Here is a 19,297-nt window from a genome sequence, read left to right on the forward strand (position 1 = left end):
AAGGTGGAATATCGCCACGACTGGGCCAACAAGCAGGTGTTCCTGAAGAACGACGGTTCGTATGGCAAGTCCAACGACCTGCTCGGCACGCAACTCATCTACTCGTTCTAAAACGACCCGCCTCATCGCGTGGCCCGGCTTTACCGCGGGCCACGCGCCAAGGCCTCTTCTGCATGCTCTGCCTATGCTCCGATTCTCAAACCAGCCTCACGTTGCCTCGTATTACGCAGCAACCGCCAACGACACCACGCGCCATCCCCCGCTCGAAGAGACGCTCAATGTCGACGTCTGCGTGATCGGCGCGGGACTCACCGGCATCTCGACTGCATTGAATCTCGCCGAACGCGGCCACTCGGTGGCGGTGCTCGAAGCGTCGAAAGTCGGATGGGCCGCGAGCGGCCGCAATGGTGGCCAGTTGATCGGCGGTTTTGCCTGCGATATCGACACATTCGCGAAGTTCATGCCCGCGGATGACGTGAAGCGTGTTTGGGACATGGGGATCGAAACCCTGGATATCGTCAAGGAGCGCGTCGCGAAGCACCAGATCGATTGCGATCTGACTATCGGTTATCTGACCGCGGCGAACAAGCCGCGCGATACGGATGCGCTGCAAAAATGGCGTGACGAAGCGCAACGGCGCTTCGGCTATGACCGCTACAGTTATGTCGACGCCGATGGCGTCGGCGACTATGTTCAATCGCAGCGCTACCTCGGCGGTCTATTCGATGCCGACAGCGGCCATCTGCACCCGCTGAATTACACGCTCGGTCTGGCACGCGCAGCACGCGCCGCCGGCGTACAGATTTTCGAAGACAGTTGCGTCACCGCGTTGCGCGTGGAAAATGGCCGGCATGTGGCCGAAACCGCGCTCGGCAGAGTGAATGCGCAATTCGTCGTGCTCGCCTGCAATACCTATCTCGGCCAGCTCGCGCCGGATCTCGCCAGCAAGATCATGCCGGTCGGCACCTACGTGATCGCCACTGAGCCGCTCGACCCCGATCGCGCCGAAGCGCTGATGCCGGCGAAAGCCGCGGTATGCGATAGCCGCTTCGTGCTGGACTATTTCCGGCCCGCCCCGGACAATCGCCTGCTGTGGGGCGGCAAAGTCAGCTATTCGAAGCTCGCGCCGCGCAATCTCGGTGAAGCGATGCGCCGCGATATGCTGAAGACCTTCCCGCAACTCGACGATGTCAAAATCGACTATGCGTGGGGCGGTTTCGTCGACATCACGATGAATCGCGCACCGCATTTCGGCCGGCTGTCACCTACGATGTATTTTGCGCAGGGCTTCTCGGGACACGGCGTGAACACGACAGGGCTTGCAGGCAAACTGATTGCGGAAGCGATCGACGGCCAGGCATCGCGCTTCGATCTGTTCGGCAAGATTCGCCACCGCGACTTCCCGGGCGGCGCTACACTGCGCACCCCTGCCCTCGTCCTTGCGATGGCCTGGTATCGAATGAAGGACCTGCTTTGATGAATGCTCCGACTCCTGGCTTTAATACCCTCGACCGCCGCGCCGATGCGCTGATCGCCAACTCTTATTACGAGGCAAGCGCCGCTCGTCCGCAGGCTGACGATCCGATACTCGACGGCACGCTGGAGGCCGACGTCTGCGTGATCGGCGCGGGCTTCTCGGGTTTGTCGGTCGCGCTGGAATGCCGGGCGCGCGGGTTGTCGGTGGTGGTGCTCGATGCGCATCGTCCCGGTTGGGGCGCATCGGGTCGCAACGGCGGACAGACGCTGGTCGGTTTCGCTAAAGACGAGATCATCGAACGGCAACTCGGGCTCGACGGCGCCCGCGCTGCATGGGCCATGTCGGTGGAAGGTGTGGCTTTGGTGCGTGAGCGTATTGAACGCTATGGCATCGATTGCGATTTCACCTCCGGCTATCTGACGGTAGCGACAAAGCCGAAACGTGTGCCGGATTTGCGTTCGTGGATGGAATCGGCGTCGCAACGCTGGGGCTATACGAAGCTTTCGTGGCTCGATACCGATGAAGTGCGTTCACGCGTGGCCTCGCAACGTTATCTGGCAGGCGTCTACGATCCCTTTTCCGGCCATCTGCATCCACTCAAATACTGCATCGGACTCGCCGACGCAGCACGTCGTGAAGGTGCGCAACTGTTCGCGCATTCACCGGTGATCGAAGTCGTGCGTGGGGCGCGGCCTGTCGTGCGTACCGCTAGCGGTGAAGTGCGTTGCCGTTTCGTCGCGGCGTGCGGCAATGCCACGATCGGCGACGTGTTGCCCGCGCCGGTGGCCGCGCGCATCGCGCCAATTGCGTCTTACATCGTCGCCACGGAGCCGCTCGGTAAAGCTCGCGCGGACGCGCTGATCAAAGGGCGCGAGGCGATTTGCGACAACAACTTCTTCCTCGATTACTTCCGTTTGTCGGCTGATCACCGCGTGCTGTTCGGCGGACGCGCAAGTTCGACCGGTGCGTCGCCCGTGCAACTCGGCGAAGAGATTCGCAAGCGCATGATCGGCGTATTCCCGCAACTCGGCGATGTGCGAATCGATTATGCGTGGGGCGGTTTCGTCGACGTGACACGCAATCGCGCGCCCGATTTTGGCTCGATCGATCCGAACTATTTCTACGTGCAGGGCTTTTCGGGGCACGGTGTGGCGTTGACCGGGATTGCCGGTCGCGTGATTGCAAAAGCCATGGCCGGTGAGCCGGCCGCCTTCGATCTGTTCGCGCAGTTGCGGCATGCGCGCTTTCCGGGCGGCCCGGCATTGCGTGGACCGGCGCTTGAACTCGGGATGATGTATCACCGGATTCTGGAGTTGTTTTAGGCCGGTGTTTTAGTCTCCCCTCGCTCCCGGCCCGTGCGCCGGGACTTTCCCCCGCGCTCGTCCCGTTCATTCCCCACTCTGCAGACTCACGGGCACATCCGCCTGCCATCCTGGCGTTTACCCGAAAAACGCATTTTACCGACTATTTATCGATAAATTCTCGTGTTAGATTTCGTCGCCTGCTAGCCGTTGCAACCTGGCGCAACCCGCCACTTCCCCAGTGCAACCGGCTCTCGCCAAGCGTCCGAAGCGGCGCGTGCAGCAGCAATCCAACGACATAGCAGCGACACAGGAGAACAGGATGTGGGTTTTGATTGGCGTGCCGATCGTCGTACTCGGCTTTGCATTGCGCTTTAATGCGCTACTGGTGGTGACGATCGCCGGGATCGCCACGGGCGTGGCCGGCGGCTTGCAACCGGTGGAGATCGTCAGCGCATTCGGCAAAGCGTTCGCGGATAACCGCTACATGGGCCTCATCTGGCTGACGTTGCCCGTGATCGCGCTACTCGAACGCAACGGCTTGAAGGAACAGGCCAAGCACCTGATTTCACGTTTGCACGCCGCCACCACGGGCCGCGTGCTGATGCTGTATTTCGTGATTCGCCAGATCACCGCCGCGCTTGGGCTCACGTCGCTTGGTGGTCATGCGCAGATGGTGCGCCCGCTGATCGCGCCGATGGCCGAGGCGGCCGCGGCGAACCGCTACGGCGAGTTACCTGATGCAGTGCGCCAGCAGATTCGCGCGAATGCGTCGGCGGTCGACAACATTGCCGTGTTCTTCGGCGAAGATATTTTCATTGCGATCCAGTCGATCCTGCTGATCAAAGGCTTTCTCGAACAGAACGGCATCATCGTCGAGCCGTTGCACGTTTCAGTGTGGGCGATTCCCACGGCGGTGGCGGCACTCGTGATTCACGTCGTGCGCCTGATGCTGCTCGACCGCAATCTCTCGCACAAGATGAATACGCTGGGAATGGAACGTGGACAGGGACGAGGTATCGCACAATGATGATCAAGCTCGAATCACTCTACGTGTTGGCCGGTTTGATGTTTGCCGCGTTCGCGCTCTTCAATCTGCAAGACCGTTCGAATCCGCGCCGCCTCGTCAACTTTCTGTTCTGGGGCATCTATGCGATCACCTTCATGTTCGGCGGAGAACTACCGCATTTCGTGACCGGTTGCCTTGCCATCGCGCTCGCCTTGATCGCCGGTTCGGGCAAGCTCGGCAAAGGTAAATCAGGCAGCAATAGCGAAGCGGCCGCCACGCGCCGCGAAGCAAACGCACGACGCTTCGGCAACACGCTTTTCATACCGGCGCTGCTGATTCCGGTCATCACCTTGCTCGGTACCTTGACGCTTAAATACGTACCGTTCGTTGAACCGAAGAATGTCACGCTGATCTCGCTGGTGCTAGGTACGCTGGTCGCTTTCGGCGCGGCGCTGTTCATGTTGCGCGACTCGCCGGTGCACGCGTTGAAAGACGCGCGGCACACCATGGATACCGTGGGTTGGGCTGCCATTTTGCCGCAGATGCTGGCCGCGCTCGGTGCGCTGTTTGCGATCGCCGGTGTGGGCCATGTGGTGTCGGACCTCGTGAAGACCTGGATTCCAGTCGACTCCGCTTTTGCGGTGGTCGCAGCCTATACGTTCGGCATGGCGATCTTCACGATGATCATGGGTAACGCATTCGCCGCCTTTCCGGTGATGACTGCAGGCATTGGCTTGCCATTGATCGTGCATCAATTCCATGGCAACCCGGCCATTCTCGGTGCAATCGGCATGCTGTGCGGCTTCTGCGGCACGCTGATGACTCCAATGGCCGCCAACTTCAATATCGTGCCGGCTGCGCTGCTGGAGCTGAAAGACCAGAACGGCGTGATCAAGGCCCAATGGCCGACCGCTTTACTATTGTTGATCGTCAATACCATACTGTTGTACCTGTTCGTATTCCCCTTCTGAGGAGTCGCCGATGACTGTTCAACTCACGCCCGAATTCGCGTCGAAATTCGCCAATCTCGCCCTCGCCCACCTTACCCGCGAGTACCCGAACAAGCTGACTCACTCGCTCGCCGGTCCGCAAGACGTACAAGGCCCGCGCGCCTTGCATCCGATTTTTTACGGCAGCTACGACTGGCATTCGTGCGTGCATGGATACTGGCTGATCCTGCATCTGCTCGACCGTTTTCCCGATCTGCCTGAAGCAGCGCGCATCGTCGCGGTGGTCGACGAGCATTTCACCGAAGCGAATGTGGCCGGTGAGCTTGCGTATCTCGACCTGCCGCACAATCGCGGTTTCGAACGCCCGTATGGGTGGGCATGGCTGCTCGCGCTGAGCGCGCAGCTTCATTCGCTAAAACTATCGGAGGCCGTGCGCTGGTCCAGGGTCTTTGCGCCGCTTACCAAGACCTTTGTCGAGCGCTTCGAGGAATTTCTGCCGAAAGCGACCTACCCGTTGCGCGTCGGTACGCACTTCAACATGGCATTTGCGCTTGCGCTCACGCTCGATTTCGCGCGGCAAACTTCGCGTGAATCGCTTGAGGCGCTAGTGATGAATACGGCCGAGCGCTGGTTTCTGAACGATGTCGCTTGCCAGGCATGGGAACCCGCCGGCGACGAGTTTTTGTCGCCTTCACTGATGGAAGCGGAGTTGATGCGGCGCATTTTGCCGCCCGCGCAATTCGTCGAATGGTTCAGGCGCTTTCTGCCGGATCTCGGCGCGAAGAAACCCGCCACGCTGTTCGAACCCGTTACCGTGACCGATCGCACCGACGGCAAGATCGCCCACCTGGATGGCCTGAATCTGAGCCGCGCATGGTGCCAGCGGTCGCTGGCGCGCGCGCTGCCCGCCGGCGATGTGCGCCGGACAGTCTTGTTCGATTCGGCAGAACGTCATCTTCAGAGCGCGCTGCCGCACGTGGCCGGCGACTACATGGGCGAACACTGGCTGGGCACGTTCGCCACGCTGGCGTTGGAAGCGTGATTCAGCCGGCAGAGCCCGAGGCTCTGCCGGCTCCGCGCATTACTGGCCGGTCAGCTTTTTAGGCTTCGGCGGCGCCTGAACCTTGTTGTACTGAAACTCGGGCGTCGCCTTCAAGGCATCCTTGGTCGCACCGGCCAGATAGAAATTCCCCGAACGAATATCGAGCGCAGCGACAGGCACCGCTACGTCATGCGATGCCACGCCCAGAAATCCGCCGGCGGAGACGATGGCAGCGGAGAGCGAGCCATCGGGAGCAACCACCAGATCGCGGATCGAACCGATTTTCTCGTTCTGGTCGTTGTACACGGCCTTGCCGAGAATGCTCTTCTTCACACTCCAGCCGCTCAGCAGCGCGTTCGACTGCTCGACGGTGACGCTCAAAGGTTGCGTGCCGGCGACTTGCGCCTGCGCGCCAAAGCTGGTTGCAGCTACCGCGACCACAACAACAAGTTTGCTCAACGTCATCTGGTTCACTCCGTTCTTAGTAGACTTGACCGGCGCATGCTCCGCGCCGAAGGAATCGCTGCAAAACGATCATACAGACTACGCGGCGCGGCTGCATCCAGGCGCGCCATGCGAGCGAACCCAACACGCATCGCTGCCGCGAAAAAAGGCGAGAGGCGCGGCCCAAAGCGCATAACGGTAAAATCAGGCTTGGCGATGACGCCCGATTAGAGGTGGAAGTTTGACTGAGCTTGAACAGGGTTTCATTTTGACCCGACATTGGCGGGATACGCCCGCCGGCACGGAAGTGGATTTCTGGCTGGCAACAGACGGCGGGCCCCGTCACATCCGCCTGCGCCCTCAGCCTTCGGTGGCATTCATTCCGGCCGAACACCGCGAGCGCGCCGAAACGATCCTGCGTCGCGAAGCGCCGCTCGATCTGCGCCCGCTCGAACTGTGCGACTTCCACCATCGGCCGGTGATGGGGCTTTACTGCCAGCAGTACCGGCAATTGACCGGCTTCGAGAAACGTCTGAAGCAAGGCGGCGTCGATGTCTACGAGGCCGACATTTTCCCGCCCGAACGCTACATGATGGAGCGGTTCATCACCGCGCCGGTATGGTTCGGCGGTGCTGCACAGCATGGCGGCCCGCTTCTGAACGGCGAATTGAAGCCGGCTACGAACTACCGTCCGCCGTTAAAACTGGTGTCGCTCGATATCGAAACCAGCGCGCACGCCGAGCTCTATTCCATCGCGCTCGAAGGTTGCGGGCAGCGTCAGGTCTATATGCTGGGACCACCGAACGGCGACGCCAGCGGTGTCGACTTCGACCTCGAATACTGCGAGACCCGCGCACAGTTGCTCGAAAAACTGAACATGTGGCTGGAGCGGCACGACCCCGACGCGATCATCGGCTGGAACCTCGTGCAGTTCGATCTGCGTGTGCTGCAACAGCACGCCGAACAATATCGCGTGCCGCTGCGACTTGGCCGCGGCGGCACGGTAATGGAATGGCGCGAGCACGGTCACAAACAGAACCATTTCTTCGCGGGTGCCGCGGGACGATTGATCATCGACGGTATCGAAGCGTTGCGCTCCGCAACGTGGAGTTTCCCCTCGTTCAGCCTCGAGTATGTGGCGCGTTCCGTGTTGGGCGAAGGCAAGTCGATCGACAATCCGTACCAGCGCATGGATGAAATCCAGCGTCGCTTTGATGAGGACAAGCCCGCCCTGGCGCAGTACAACCTGAAAGATTGCGAGCTGGTCACGCGCATCTTTGCAAAGACCGAGTTGCTGCCGTTTCTGTTGGAGCGCGCGACGGTCACCGGCTTGCCTGCTGATCGAAGCGGCGGATCGGTCGCGGCGTTTACGCATCTGTATATGCCGCGGATGCATCGGCAAGGCTACGTCGCGCCGAATCTCGGTGACGTACCCGGCGCCGCGAGCCCCGGTGGTTTTGTGATGGACTCACGGCCAGGCCTCTACGATTCCGTGCTGGTGCTCGACTACAAGAGCCTGTATCCGTCGATCATCCGCACGTTTCTGATCGACCCGGTGGGTCTCGTGGAAGGCATGCTGAATCCCGGCGACGATAAATCGGTGCCGGGCTTTCTCGGTGCACGCTTCTCGCGCACCCGCCATTGCCTGCCGTCGATCGTCGGCCAGGTGTGGCAGGCGCGCGAAACAGCCAAACGCGAGCACAACAAGCCGCTTTCTCAGGCGTTGAAGATCATCATGAACGCCTTCTATGGCGTACTCGGATCCACAGTCTGCCGCTTCTTCGACCCGCGTCTCGCGTCGTCGATCACCATGCGCGGCCATGAAATCATGCACACCACGCGCGAGCTGATAGAGGCGCAAGGCTATGAAGTCATTTACGGCGATACGGATTCGACTTTCGTGTGGCTGAAGCACGCGCATAACGAGGAAGACGCGAGCCGCATCGGCCGCGCGCTCGTCGAGCATATCAACGCGCGGTGGCGGCAGAATCTGCAGGCGCGTTTCGGGCTCGACAGTGCGCTCGAACTGCAATTCGAGCGGCACTACAAGCGCTTTTTCATGCCGACGATTCGCGGCGCCGAGGAAGGCAGCAAGAAACGGTACGCAGGATTGACCGTTCTACCGGACGGCAGCGAGGACATCGTCTACAAAGGGCTCGAAACGGTACGGACCGATTGGACGCCGCTCGCCCAGCAGTTTCAGCAGGCGCTTTACGGGCGAATATTCAGGCAACAGCCGTATCAGGATTATGTACGCGACTATGTGCGCGATACGCTCGAAGGGAAACTGGACGAACAGCTCGTGTATCGCAAGCGGCTGCGCAGGCCGCTCGGCGAATACGAGCGCAACGTGCCGCCGCATGTGCGCGCGGCGCGTGTGGCCGACGAGTTCAACCGGCAACAGGGACGCCCGTTGCAATACCAGAACGGCGGCTGGATCAGCTACGTGATGACGACCGCCGGTCCGGAGCCGCTCGAGACGTTACGCTCGGCGATCGACTACGAACACTATCTGACACGGCAGTTGCAGCCGGTCGCCGATGCAATCCTGCCGTTATTGCGCGACGACTTTACGACTTTGGTGTCCGGGCAGAAGCAGTTGTTCTGAAAGCAACTTTGGCAAGCTCGGCAAACATCGCCAGGCGATTTTGCTTGAGTAACAACCGTCGCTCACGGTACATTTTCCGGCTGCAGAAACTCGCACCCACTCTCTAGAGACATTATGGATAATCCCACTCGTTCGGAACGCTCCCGCCAGGCGGCGCTTCAGGCGGCCCTGACGATCATTTCTCGTGATGGTCCGGGGCAGCTCACGTTCGATGCGATCGCACGAGAAAGCGGTATCAGCAAGGGTGGACTGATGCATCAGTTCCGCACGAAAACAGAGGTGCTGAAAGCGCTGCTCGAGCACGACATCGAACGCTTCCAGAGCTTCTCGAAGAACTACCTGGCCAAAATCGGCGAAACAACCTCCGAACCCAATCTGGCGGCGGAAATCGCGACCATGCGCGAAGCGACCAGATCGCCCCAGCCAGGCGGCGTCGCGGTCCTCGCCGCGCTCGTTGAGGATCCCACGCTTCTGTCCTCTACCCTCGAAGCCAGCACGGTAAAGGTCAAACACATCAAGGCCGAGGCCGCCGACCCGGATCTCGCCCTGTTGCGCTGGGCAGCAGCCAGAGGCCTTGTATTTACCGCCTTGCTTGGACTCTGCCCGCTTTCCGAACGAGAGCGTGGGCGTTTGTTCGACCGTCTGCTTGACGACAGCCAATGGGCCTCTTCTCCCGACCTCAAGAAGAAACCGCGTGCCGCACGCGCCCCGCGCAGCGCCAAAAAGGACGACAAAGACCGTTGAAAAGGGTGTGGCCGTTCGTCCCCGTCGTCACTGGCATTCCCGGCCTCAGAAGCTGGTGCGCAAGCCGATGCGCGCGAGCGTCTGCGACCGGTTGCTCGCCGCGCCGTCCGGTTGTAACAAGCCGTTGATCCACGCTTGCGTCACTGCCGCGTCGCCGCCCGCACGCTGATAAATCGCTTCAACGTAACCGGTGGTGCGCTTCGAGAAGCTGTATTGCAACGCCGTGGTGATTTGCTGCGCCTTGTTGTCCAGCAGCACGTCGTTGCCTTTCATGTATGCATAGTCGAGCCCGAGGGTCCAGGCCCCGGAGATCGTCCACGCCGCGCCGCCCTTGTAGACATCGATCTTCGCGCCGCTCGCGGTATTTTTCGTGTTCGTGTACAGCAGCATTGCCAGCACGCTGCCGAAGTTATAGTGCGCGCCCACGCCGAAGTTACGGATACCGTCGTGACCGTTGCCCAATTGCGGATACTTCACTTCGACGTACGCCGCTCCCACACCCAGAGGGCCGTTCGCATAGTTCGCGCCAAAACTCATCGTCGAGTCTTCGGAGAACGAACCTGGCACACCACCAAAACCGTAAAGCGCACCGAAAGTGAAACCCGAGATATCCGGACTGCGATACTTGACTGAGTTCGGCACACGCGTCGCGCCCGCCATCCGGTCGAAATCGAACGAGCCAGTCGGATTATTCGGCACGCCCAGCGCAGTAAACGGCCCCTGGCGAAAATCGTAGATCCCGCCGAACAGGAACGCGCCGTCATACAGTCCGAGCGTCAGCGTCTCGAACATAAAGTCGTACTGGTTGCCGAACGTCAGCGAGCCGAAGCGGTCATTGGTCAGCCCGACCAGGGCTGTGCGGTTGAAAAGCTGCCCCGCGCCCGGAATCGTCGCGCCACTGCCCAGATCGAACTGCGACGTGAGTTCGAAGATCGCCTTATTGCCGCCGCCCAGATCTTCGCTGCCTTTGAAGGTCAGCAAATCCGGCGACAACACGCCGCTGTCGAACAGTGTCGCGGCGCCCCCATGCTGGTTGTTGACATACGTGACACCCGCATCGATCACGCCTTGCAGTGTCACGCTGCTTTGCGCGCCTGCCAAGCCCGGCGCCATCAACGCGACCGTGCAGCCTGCTATCGAAAAGCGTTTCGATTTCGTCTTCTTCATGCCGGTCTCCTTCAGTCATTGTTGAATAGGTTTCGCTGTTCGATACGAATGGCAACGCGCGTAAGTGCGGCGCCCTGGCATGGGCCGTCGATGCACACGCCGTCTTCGAACCGGAACATCGCGCTGTGATGCGCGCACATCAGCAATTCGGCGTCGTAGGCCCAGAACGTGTTCGGCTCGTAGTTCAGTGGAATTGAAAAGTGCGGGCACACGTTGCGATAGGCCCACGCGTCGTCGCCGCGGCGCAAAACGACGGTGCCCGGTGCGCCGGCTTGCTCAGCGGCAATCTCCAGCGCGCCGCCATCGGGAATATCGTCGAGCGTGCACAGAAAGCCGGCTCGAGGCTCGGGACTTGCCGCGTTCATGACGTGGCCTCCTCACGCGCGTGCTTGACTCAGCACGAAATCGCGCTGGACTTCGAAGAACGGGCTCGGCAACTTCCACTCCTTCGCGGCTTGCGCGCTATCGTTCAGCACGTAATCAATGACGAGCGACGGCTTCGCACCGAACACCGCGTCAGATTCGACATACGGGTCACCGGCGGAATACAGCGCGGTCGTGAGCGTCGCGTAGCCAGGCGCCTCGATCAGAAAGTGGACATGCGCGGGCCGCATCGGATGGCGTCCGGTCGCCATCAGCATCTGTCCGACCGGGCCGTCGGTCGGAATCGGATAGCTGGTCGGTTTGATGGTTTTGAACGCGTACTCGCCGTTCGGCCCCGAACGGAATTTGCCGCGCAGATTGCTCTCGGGTTGATCGGGGTCCTGGCCTTCGTACATGCCGTTGTTCGCCGTTTCCCATACCTCGATCAGGGCGCCGGCCACCGGCGCGCCGTGCTCGTCGACGAGCCGGCCGTGAATCAGCGTCGGCTCGCCTTCGGTGCGCGCGATGTTGGCGCCGAAAGCTTCATCCTTTGCGCCTTCGCGATAGAACGGGCCGAGCAGGCTGCTCTCGGTGGTATCGCCCCCGCGCCCATGGTTGATCGCATCGACCATGATCGACAGCCCTAGCGTGTCCGACAGCAGAATGAACTCCTGGCGGATGCCGCTGCATTTGTTGCCGGTCGCGGTCAGGAACTCGATACCGCGGCGCCATTCGTCACCGGTCAGTTCGACCTCGCTGGCAAAGGCATGCAGATGTTTGACCAGCGCAGTCATGATCTGCTTAAGACGTGGGTCGGTGCAGCCGGCGAAAGTTCGGAGTACGTTCTGCGTCAGTGGGTGGATAGTTTCGTCGTTCATGGTCGACCTCATGCGCGGTGGGGAGCAGAAGCCGCATCGACTGAATCGGTCGGCGCGTCGTGCTGCGATGCGTGTTGTGAAGGGTCGGCGTCGGCAAACACGACGCGCCGGCCCACGGGGAACAATTGCAGGCCGTAGCGGCGTGACACGAAGCCCCACAGTCCTTGCGGGAAGAACATCGTCACCACGATCGCCAGCGCACCCAGTCCGATCAGATACCAGGTGCCGAAATCGGACAGGAACTGGTTCAGCAGGAAGAAGATCAGCGCGCCGACAATCGGCCCTTCAAGCGTACCGAGACCGCCGATCATCACGATAAAAATACCGAACGCGGTCCAGTTCACCGAGAACGCCGCGTCCGGCGAAATCCGCAGGTTGCCGACGAAATACAGCCCGCCGGCCAAGGCCGTGCCGCACGCGGACACCAGATAGACGAGCAGCCGCGCACGCTTCACATCGACACCCTGGCTGCTGGCCGCCACGGCGTTGTCGCGCATCGCGGTCAGTGCGAGACCGGCTTTGGAGCGCAGGAACAGATACAGCAGCCCGATCGCCGCCGCGACGATAGCGAGCGCGAGCCAGAGCGTCAGCGATTCGCGCAACGCACGCGGCACGTCCTGCAGCGCGGTGAGACTCGTGCCGGAGCCGCCACCGAGCGCCGACACGTTTGCTACCGTCAGCCGGAACACTTCCGCAATCACCCAGGTGCCGATGGCGAAGTAGCCGCCTTCCAGCCGGAACGCCACCAGCGATACGGGAATCGCCACGGCCGTGGCTATCGCCGCCGCAATCGGCACTGCAACGAACGGCGAGATGCCGCAATAGTTCGCGAGAATCAGCATCCCGTAGCCGCCGATTCCGAAGAACGCCTGCTGGCCGATCGACACCATCCCGCCATAGCCCGCCAGCAGGTTCCACATCAACGCGAACACCAGGTACGACGCGAGCTGCACGAAATCGCGCATCGCGTCGCGTCCGGCCCACCAGGGCGCGCTCGCCACCGCCAGCGCGAGGATCAGCAGCACGATCACCGCCACGCGGCTCGCACGGGTCGCGCGCCGCACTTCGAAGCCCCCTGTGGGGCTGTTCATATGCATCGTCATGTCGAGCCTCTATGCGGTTTTGGGCAGTAAGCCCTGCGGCCGGGCCACCAGCACGCCAAGAAACACCACGTGGCCAAGCCAGATACCCCAGCCGGGATCGAAGTAAAAACCAAGCTGCTGCGCGATACCCAGCACCATGCCGCCGACGAAAGTGCCCCAGAACGACCCCATCCCGCCGATGATTACCGCTTCAAACGCATACAGCAGCAAGGCCGGGCCATCGGTCGGCGAAACCGCGGTGCGCATCGAATACAGCGCAGCGGCGACCGCGATCAGCACGAACGCGATGCCCATGGCCAGCGCATAGGTACGGCGATACGAGACACCCATCAGTTGCACGATTTCGCGGTCGTCAGAGGTCGCGCGAAACGCGCGGCCAAGCGGTGTGCGGCCAAATAGCCACTGCATCGCGACGGCGAGCGCAACGGTCGCCACCAGCGTGATGAGCGGCAGATAGCCCAGCGTGATGCCGCCCGTGAGCGTGATGCTCTGCGACTCGAAACTGCCCGTTGCGACCGAACGAGGATCGGCGGAGAACACCTGTTGCAGCACGTTCTGAATCACGATCGACAAGCCGAACGTAACGATCAGCGACGGCAAGGGATCGCGGCTGCTGACCCGGTTGAGAATCGCGTACTGGACCCCATAACCCGCGCCGAATGCGATCACGAGCAACAACACCAGCGATACGGCGAGCGGCAGATGCGCGTAGTTCGTCAGGGCGAACAGCACGAATACCAGCAACACGATGAAATCGCCGTGCGCGGTGTTGGTGAGCCGCATGACGCCGAACACCAGCGACTGACCCATGGCGAAGAGCCCATACAGCGCGCCGAGCAGCACGCCCTGTACGACGATATTGATTAACGTATTCATGCGACTACTCCAAAATACGCTTGCGTGATCGCCTCGTCCGACACGTCGGCCGATACACCCGCCAGCGACACGCGCCCTTCCTGGAAGCAATAGAAACGCGACGACACGCGGCGCGCCAGTTGCACGTCCTGCTCGACGACGATCGCGCTCATGCCGTCCGCGACAATCTCGGGCAACGCCGCATAGATCTCACGTACGATCACTGGCGCAAGGCCCAGCGAAAGTTCATCGCACATCAGCAGATCGGGGTTGCTCATCAGCGCGCGACCAATCGCGACCATCTGCTGCTGGCCGCCGGACAACGCAGTAGCTGCGTGATGACGCCGCTCCCGCAATGCCGGAAACAGCGCATAGACGCTTTGCAGATTCCAGCGCCCCGGCCGTTTGCAAAAGGCGCCGAGCAGCAGGTTTTCTTCGACGGACAAGCTCGCGAACAGACGCCGCCCTTCCGGCACCAGCGCAATGCCCTTCCCGACGATGCTCGCCGCAGCCGCGCCGCCGATCGGCTCGCCGCGATACAGGATCTGGCTGGCGGCACGCGGGCGCAGCAGGCCCGCTACCGATTTCAGAAAGGTCGACTTGCCCGCGCCGTTCGAACCGATCAACGCGATCACCTCGCCGGGCGCGACCGTCACGTCGATGCCGAACAGCGCCTGGAAGTCGCCGTAAAACGCGCTGAGCGCGTGTGTCTCCAGTAGTGCCGACATGATCACGCCTCCAGTCCAAGGTACACGCGCCGCACTTCCGGGTCGTCCATCACGGCGGCAGGCAGGCCTTCAGCAAGACGCTTACCGAAGTTGATGACGAGCAGCCGGTCGGCCACCGCGAGCAGCGCATGCACGACGTGTTCGATCCACACGATCGTCACACCGCGCTCCTTGACCCTGCGAATCTCATCGACGAGTTCGTGCGTTTCGGGTTCGGTCAGGCCGCCGGCGATCTCGTCGAGCAGCAGCAGTTGCGGCTGTGTGGCCAACGCGCGCGCCAGTTCGAGACGCTTGCGGTCCAGCAGCCCCAGCGTGCCGGCCAACTGGTTGGCGCGCGCTTTGAGACCGGTGCGTTCGAGCACATCGATGCAGACGTCGTACGCGGCATGCTCGGCCAGTTCGCCGCCGAAGGTCGCGCCGACCAGCAGGTTCTCGAATACCGTCATGCCCCCGAACGGCCGCGGCACCTGGTACGAGCGGCCGATTCCCGCCGCACAACGCCGATGCGGCGGCAAGTGGTTCACGTCCGCGCCGTCGAATTCGACGCTGCCCTGATCGGGCCGCACGTCGCCGCTGACGAGGTTGAACAGCGTGGTTTTGCCGGCGCCGTTCGGGCCGAGGATGCCGTATGTCTCGCCGCGTTCGACCGCGAAGCTGATATCGTCGGTCACCTGCAACGCGCCATAACGCTTCGAGACACGGGTGAGTCTGAGCACTGGGTTCATCGCCGCTCTCCGCTATGCATTCACGCGATCAACTTGAGCGGGCCGGACAGCGGCACGCTCGGCGCGAGCTGGTTATTGACGATCGCCAGATCGAAGCGATGCTTCTGCCCTGATCCTTGTGCACTGCGCCACTGCCCGCCGACCAGCGGTGTCTTCGCGACATTCTTCACCGGCCCGCTGCCCCACGCGACATGGCCGACCAACGTATCGAGTTTCGTCGATGCCACCGCGTCGCGGATCGCTTCATTCGAGTCGACATCTTTCGCACGCTTTAACGAATCGACGGCGATTTCGAACAATGCATGCGCAAAGCCGATCGGCTGCGTCCATTGCTTCGACGTGACGCGCTCGTAGTCATCCGCGACTTGCCGCGCGCTTTGTCCCGTCAACGACGACTTGAACGGATGAGACGGCGACCACCACACCTCCGTGGAGAGTCCGTCGCCGAGATCGCCGAGCGCTTCGATCGAAGTGGGAAACAGCAACGCTTTGCCGATCGAAATGACCTTGGGCTTCAAGCCCTGTTGACGCGCCTGAACGAGGAAGTTCTTCGCGTCGGGCGGAATCACGACACCGGTGACAATCTGCGCATTCGCCTGCTTGAACGACGAAATCTGCGCGGAGAAGTCCTGCGTCATGCTCTGGAAACGACCCGGGTCCTTCAGCGTGAAGCCCTTTTGGGCGAGCACCGGCGGAAAGCCGAGTTTTGCGTCGCCCCATGCGTTACCGTCGCCATCGTTAGGAAACAGGCCACCGACGCTGTGATTAGTCTGCACCGACTGCCACATGCCCGTGAAGACGGCGATCACATCCTCCAGTCCCCAGAAGAAGTGATAGGTGAAGCGGAAACCCTTCTTCGGGTCGCCCTTTCTGCCGAAGAACCACGGCTGCCACGGCACCACCGTCGACACACATGGCATTTCGTTCAGCTCACAGGCATCGCTGACCGGATTCGCAGTCTCGGGCGTGCCGGATACGAGCATGATGTCGACCTTGTCCTTCAGGATCAGATCGTTGGCGACTTCGCCGGCTCGATTCGGATTCGACTGGCTGTCCTTGACGACAATCGACACCGGGTACGTTTTTCCGCCGATCACGATGCCGTTTTTCAGCGCCGTCTGCATCTGCTGGATCGTGAAGCGGTCGGCTTCGCCGAACGGCGCGAGCGGTCCGGTTTGCGGTGATACATAGCCGATTTTCAGCGTGCGCGGTCCCGCGGCGAAGACAAGCGGCGAGAACGCCGACGTTGACGCGGCGAGCGCCCCGCCTGCGGCGAGTGTGACGAAGCGGCGGCGCTTCGCATCGAAGGAATGTGCGTCCATGGTTGTCTCCTGAATTTTTTGTATGAGTGGGGGCGTTCGCGCTAATCCGGCCGTCTGCCTTCGAAAGCAGCTTCCAGCAACGCACGTAGCGGCGTTCGCTCGACCGGCCGCGGATTCCAGTACGGGTTCTTCAACGCGAGATCGAGCGCGACGTCGAGATCGGTTGCGCTCACACCAATGTCTTTCAGTGCGGTGGGCGCGCCGTGATCACGGGCGAGATCGAACACGCCCTGCGCGGCATCGTCTGCTTGCAACGCGCGCGCGATACGTCGCATCGCTTCGGGTGCGGCATCGCGGTTGTACGCGAGCACATGGGGCAGCACGATCGTGTGTGTCTCCGCGTGCGGCAGATTGAACGTGCCGCCAAGCGTGTGACACAGCTTGTGATGCAGCGCCATGCCGACGCTGCCGAGTACCGCGCCGCACAACCATGCGCCGTAGAGGCAGTCACCACGCGCGTCGAGATCGCCGGGCTGTTGCATCACGCGAGGCAAGCCCTGGCCAAGCGCGCGAATGCCCTCTTCCGCCATCAGCGCGATGATCGGATTCGCGTCCTGCGCGTAGAGCCCCTCCGCCGCGTGCGCGATTGCGTTGATGCCGCTCGTGAGCGACAACGCGGGCGGCAGCGACGTAGTCAACGATGGGTCGTAAATCACCGTCTTCGGCAGTACGCGCAGATCGCGGCCGGTCTTCTTGACGCCGCCTTCGGTGAGGCCGTAGATCGGCGTCATTTCGGACCCCGCGTAGGTGGTCGGAATCGCGATGATCGGCAGCGAGGTTTCAAGCGCGATCGCCTTGCCGAGACCGGTCGTCGAACCGCCGCCTATTGCAATTGCACAATCGGCACCGACGCTCGCAGCAAAGTCACGCGCCGCGCGAGCGGTTTCGACCGGCACGTGCATCACCGCTTCGGCGTAGACGCCTGCGGCTCGCGAGCCAAGACTTGCGGCCAACGCTTCGGCCTGCGCTCGCTGTTGCGGCGTGGACAGCACGATCGCCCGTGTGGCGCCGAGCAAGCCGATCTCGCGGTCGATCTGGTCGAGACTGCCCGCGCCGAAAATCACACGCGACGGCAAGCCGTTATAGATGAACGGTTCCATGGCGGTTCAGCGCGGGTAGTAAGGCGGAATCTGCGCATCCACGTTGACCCAGACCGACTTGGGCTGCGTGTATTCGCGCATCGCTTCGAAACCCATCTCGCGGCCATAGCCGCTCGCGCCGACACCGCCGAACGGCGACGCGGGGCTCACGCGCTTGTAGCAGTTGATCCACACCATGCCGGCGCGAATCTCGCGGGCCACCAGATGCGCGCGTTGGAGATCACGGGTCCAGAGACCCGCGCCAAGACCGTACTCGGTGCCGTTCGCAATCGCCAACGCTTCTTCGTCGGTACGGAATCGGGTAACGGTCATGAACGGCCCGAACACCTCTTCCTGCGATACCCGGTCCTCCGGCTTCGCTTCAACGATGGTCGGCTCGACGTAACAGCCATTCGCCAGCGCTGCGTCGTCTGGCGCCTTGCCGCCCGCGAGCACGCGACCACCTTGCTCGCGCGCGACGTCGACGAACGACAGCACGCGGTCGCGATGCTGGCGCGATGTCAGCGGTCCCATTTCAGTCAGCGGGTCGAGCGGATTGCCGATCCGGATCGTGCGGCTCAACGCAGTGAACTTCTCGAGCACTTCATCTGCGATCGATTCGTGCACGATCATCCGCGAGCCGGCGATGCACGCCTGCCCCTGGTTGTGGAAAATCGCGAACGCGGAGCCTTGCACGACAGCATCGATATTCGCGTCGCCGAACACGATGTTCGCGCCCTTGCCGCCAAGTTCGAGTTGCACCTTCTTCAGATTGCCGCTCGACGCCTGCACGATCTTGCGGCCCACGGCCGTCGAACCAGTGAAGGCGACCTTGCTGATCTCCGGATGCTCGGCAATGTACTGGCCGGTCACATGACCCAAGCCTGGCAGAATATTGACGACACCCTCCGGGAACCCCACTTCGGCCATCAGTTCTGCAATAGCGAGACTCGACAGCGGCGTAAGTTCGGCGGGTTTCATAATTACGCAGTTGCCTGCGGCGAGCGCAGGCGCCATCTTCCAGCTCGTGAACATCAGCGGAAAATTCCACGGCACCACCTGACCGACGATGCCGACCGGCTCGCGTGTCATGTAGTTCAGAAAGCCTTGCTCAACTGGAATCACCGAGCCCTCGAATTTGTCGGCCATGCCGCCGAAATAGCGAAACGTGGCCGCGGTGCGCGGTACATCGAGATTGCGTGTGTCGCGAATCGGGTGGCCCGTGTCGAGCGATTCGAGACGCGCCAGCATGTCGGCGTTCGCTTCGATCGCATCGGCGAGTTTGAGCAGCAAGCGCCCCCGCTCCATCGCGGCGAGATTGCTCCACTTCGGAAACGCCGCTTTCGCAGCCGCTACGGCGCGATCGACATCGGCAGGTCCGGCCATCGCCACTTCGGCAATCACCGAGTTGTCGTGCGGATTGAGGGAGGCGAGCGTTTCGCCGTTTGCAGCCGGCACGAAGCGGCCGCCGATGAAGAGTTGCGTTTGCATGACAGTCCTAT

Annotated in this window: 19 protein-coding genes; 8 read left to right on the forward strand and 11 right to left on the reverse strand. The window is 61.8% G+C overall.

Annotated elements, in window-relative coordinates:
• The 6 genes from KHO31_RS37715 to KHO31_RS37740 form a co-directional block, all read left to right on the forward strand.
• Positions 1-111: DUF3138 family protein (locus tag KHO31_RS37715; RefSeq protein WP_201081291.1), on the forward strand; the 111-nt coding region annotated here is incomplete at its 5' end.
• Positions 112-184: 73 nt separating this feature from the next.
• Positions 185-1,477 (forward strand): NAD(P)/FAD-dependent oxidoreductase, encoded by a 1,293-nt coding sequence (locus tag KHO31_RS37720; protein ID WP_201084279.1) that lies wholly within the window; start codon positions 185-187, stop codon positions 1,475-1,477.
• Positions 1,477-2,799 (forward strand): NAD(P)/FAD-dependent oxidoreductase, encoded by a 1,323-nt coding sequence (locus tag KHO31_RS37725; protein ID WP_201124169.1) that lies wholly within the window; start codon positions 1,477-1,479, stop codon positions 2,797-2,799. Before KHO31_RS37720 ends, KHO31_RS37725 begins: the two co-directional genes overlap by 1 nt.
• Positions 2,800-3,100: 301 nt before the next feature.
• Positions 3,101-3,808 (forward strand): DUF969 domain-containing protein, encoded by a 708-nt coding sequence (locus KHO31_RS37730; protein ID WP_201084281.1) that lies wholly within the window; start codon positions 3,101-3,103, stop codon positions 3,806-3,808.
• Positions 3,808-4,758 (forward strand): DUF979 domain-containing protein, encoded by a 951-nt coding sequence (locus KHO31_RS37735; protein ID WP_211625941.1) that lies wholly within the window; start codon positions 3,808-3,810, stop codon positions 4,756-4,758. Before KHO31_RS37730 ends, KHO31_RS37735 begins: the two co-directional genes overlap by 1 nt.
• 10 nt (positions 4,759-4,768) lie before the next feature.
• Positions 4,769-5,779, forward strand: coding sequence for a DUF2891 domain-containing protein (locus KHO31_RS37740; RefSeq protein WP_201084282.1), 1,011 nt, complete (start codon positions 4,769-4,771; stop codon positions 5,777-5,779).
• 39 nt (positions 5,780-5,818) lie between these two features.
• On the opposite strand, the gene KHO31_RS37745 is transcribed toward KHO31_RS37740, so the two are convergent.
• Positions 5,819-6,244 (reverse strand): PRC-barrel domain-containing protein, encoded by a 426-nt coding sequence (locus KHO31_RS37745; protein ID WP_201084283.1) that lies wholly within the window; start codon positions 6,242-6,244, stop codon positions 5,819-5,821.
• A 220-nt stretch (positions 6,245-6,464) separates the two neighbouring features.
• Here KHO31_RS37745 and KHO31_RS37750 point away from each other — a divergent pair, with 220 nt between their 5' ends.
• Positions 6,465-8,831, forward strand: coding sequence for a DNA polymerase II (locus tag KHO31_RS37750; RefSeq protein WP_201084284.1), 2,367 nt, complete (start codon positions 6,465-6,467; stop codon positions 8,829-8,831).
• Between the two features lie 111 nt (positions 8,832-8,942).
• Positions 8,943-9,575 (forward strand): TetR/AcrR family transcriptional regulator, encoded by a 633-nt coding sequence (locus tag KHO31_RS37755; protein WP_236060846.1) that lies wholly within the window; start codon positions 8,943-8,945, stop codon positions 9,573-9,575.
• Between the two features lie 45 nt (positions 9,576-9,620).
• Here the strand turns inward: KHO31_RS37755 and KHO31_RS37760 are convergent, their stop codons facing one another.
• Genes KHO31_RS37760 through KHO31_RS37805 form a run of 10 tightly spaced genes read right to left on the reverse strand, consistent with a single transcriptional unit; the run spans position 9,621 to position 19,286 of the window.
• Entirely contained in the window at positions 9,621-10,742 is a 1,122-nt protein-coding gene (locus KHO31_RS37760; protein WP_201084286.1) for a porin, read from the reverse strand.
• Positions 10,743-10,753: 11 nt separating this feature from the next.
• Positions 10,754-11,107, reverse strand: coding sequence for a Rieske (2Fe-2S) protein (locus KHO31_RS37765; RefSeq protein WP_201084287.1), 354 nt, complete (start codon positions 11,105-11,107; stop codon positions 10,754-10,756).
• Between the two features lie 12 nt (positions 11,108-11,119).
• Entirely contained in the window at positions 11,120-11,983 is an 864-nt protein-coding gene (locus KHO31_RS37770) for an intradiol ring-cleavage dioxygenase (RefSeq protein WP_236060806.1), read from the reverse strand.
• 8 nt (positions 11,984-11,991) lie between these two features.
• Positions 11,992-13,074, reverse strand: a complete 1,083-nt coding sequence (locus tag KHO31_RS37775) for a branched-chain amino acid ABC transporter permease (protein WP_201084289.1) — start codon at positions 13,072-13,074, stop codon at positions 11,992-11,994.
• A gap of 21 nt (positions 13,075-13,095) precedes the next feature.
• Complete coding sequence (locus KHO31_RS37780; RefSeq protein ID WP_201084290.1) at positions 13,096-13,962, reverse strand: branched-chain amino acid ABC transporter permease; 867 nt, start codon at positions 13,960-13,962, stop codon at positions 13,096-13,098.
• Positions 13,959-14,669, reverse strand: a complete 711-nt coding sequence (locus tag KHO31_RS37785) for an ABC transporter ATP-binding protein (RefSeq protein WP_201084291.1) — start codon at positions 14,667-14,669, stop codon at positions 13,959-13,961. The genes KHO31_RS37780 and KHO31_RS37785 overlap by 4 nt, the downstream gene beginning before the upstream one ends.
• Positions 14,670-14,671: 2 nt before the next feature.
• Positions 14,672-15,394 carry an ABC transporter ATP-binding protein gene (locus KHO31_RS37790; protein WP_201108850.1) on the reverse strand — a complete coding sequence of 241 codons (723 nt, stop codon included), beginning with the start codon at positions 15,392-15,394 and terminating at the stop codon, positions 14,672-14,674.
• A 20-nt stretch (positions 15,395-15,414) separates the two neighbouring features.
• Positions 15,415-16,716, reverse strand: a complete 1,302-nt coding sequence (locus tag KHO31_RS37795; RefSeq protein WP_201124171.1) for an ABC transporter substrate-binding protein — start codon at positions 16,714-16,716, stop codon at positions 15,415-15,417.
• A gap of 41 nt (positions 16,717-16,757) precedes the next feature.
• Positions 16,758-17,816, reverse strand: coding sequence for a maleylacetate reductase (locus KHO31_RS37800; protein WP_201084294.1), 1,059 nt, complete (start codon positions 17,814-17,816; stop codon positions 16,758-16,760).
• 6 nt (positions 17,817-17,822) lie between these two features.
• The gene (locus KHO31_RS37805) at positions 17,823-19,286 is read right to left on the reverse strand and encodes an aldehyde dehydrogenase family protein (RefSeq protein ID WP_201084295.1); all 1,464 of its coding nucleotides are present in this window, start codon (positions 19,284-19,286) and stop codon (positions 17,823-17,825) included.
• Between the last annotated feature and the right edge of the window lie 11 nt (positions 19,287-19,297).

This window comes from Paraburkholderia domus (assembly GCF_905220705.1).
In the GTDB taxonomy this organism is placed as follows: Bacteria; Pseudomonadota; Gammaproteobacteria; order Burkholderiales; family Burkholderiaceae; genus Paraburkholderia; species Paraburkholderia domus.

What these genes read in the sequence shown, in the direction of transcription:
- KHO31_RS37790 (WP_201108850.1), bottom strand. Translation starts at nt 15,394, where the DNA reads ATGAACCCAGTGCTCAGACTCACCCGTGTCTCGAAGCGTTATGGCGCG.
- KHO31_RS37775 (WP_201084289.1), bottom strand. Translation starts at nt 13,074, where the DNA reads ATGAACAGCCCCACAGGGGGCTTCGAAGTGCGGCGCGCGACCCGTGCG.
- KHO31_RS37760 (WP_201084286.1), bottom strand. Translation starts at nt 10,742, where the DNA reads ATGAAGAAGACGAAATCGAAACGCTTTTCGATAGCAGGCTGCACGGTC.
- KHO31_RS37765 (WP_201084287.1), bottom strand. Translation starts at nt 11,107, where the DNA reads ATGAACGCGGCAAGTCCCGAGCCTCGAGCCGGCTTTCTGTGCACGCTC.
- KHO31_RS37800 (WP_201084294.1), bottom strand. Translation starts at nt 17,816, where the DNA reads ATGGAACCGTTCATCTATAACGGCTTGCCGTCGCGTGTGATTTTCGGC.
- KHO31_RS37740 (WP_201084282.1), top strand. Translation starts at nt 4,769, where the DNA reads ATGACTGTTCAACTCACGCCCGAATTCGCGTCGAAATTCGCCAATCTC.
- KHO31_RS37735 (WP_211625941.1), top strand. Translation starts at nt 3,808, where the DNA reads ATGATCAAGCTCGAATCACTCTACGTGTTGGCCGGTTTGATGTTTGCC.
- KHO31_RS37725 (WP_201124169.1), top strand. Translation starts at nt 1,477, where the DNA reads ATGAATGCTCCGACTCCTGGCTTTAATACCCTCGACCGCCGCGCCGAT.
- KHO31_RS37805 (WP_201084295.1), bottom strand. Translation starts at nt 19,286, where the DNA reads ATGCAAACGCAACTCTTCATCGGCGGCCGCTTCGTGCCGGCTGCAAAC.
- KHO31_RS37720 (WP_201084279.1), top strand. Translation starts at nt 185, where the DNA reads ATGCTCCGATTCTCAAACCAGCCTCACGTTGCCTCGTATTACGCAGCA.
- KHO31_RS37730 (WP_201084281.1), top strand. Translation starts at nt 3,101, where the DNA reads ATGTGGGTTTTGATTGGCGTGCCGATCGTCGTACTCGGCTTTGCATTG.
- KHO31_RS37745 (WP_201084283.1), bottom strand. Translation starts at nt 6,244, where the DNA reads ATGACGTTGAGCAAACTTGTTGTTGTGGTCGCGGTAGCTGCAACCAGC.
- KHO31_RS37785 (WP_201084291.1), bottom strand. Translation starts at nt 14,669, where the DNA reads ATGTCGGCACTACTGGAGACACACGCGCTCAGCGCGTTTTACGGCGAC.
- KHO31_RS37780 (WP_201084290.1), bottom strand. Translation starts at nt 13,962, where the DNA reads ATGAATACGTTAATCAATATCGTCGTACAGGGCGTGCTGCTCGGCGCG.
- KHO31_RS37770 (WP_236060806.1), bottom strand. Translation starts at nt 11,983, where the DNA reads ATGAACGACGAAACTATCCACCCACTGACGCAGAACGTACTCCGAACT.
- KHO31_RS37795 (WP_201124171.1), bottom strand. Translation starts at nt 16,716, where the DNA reads ATGGACGCACATTCCTTCGATGCGAAGCGCCGCCGCTTCGTCACACTC.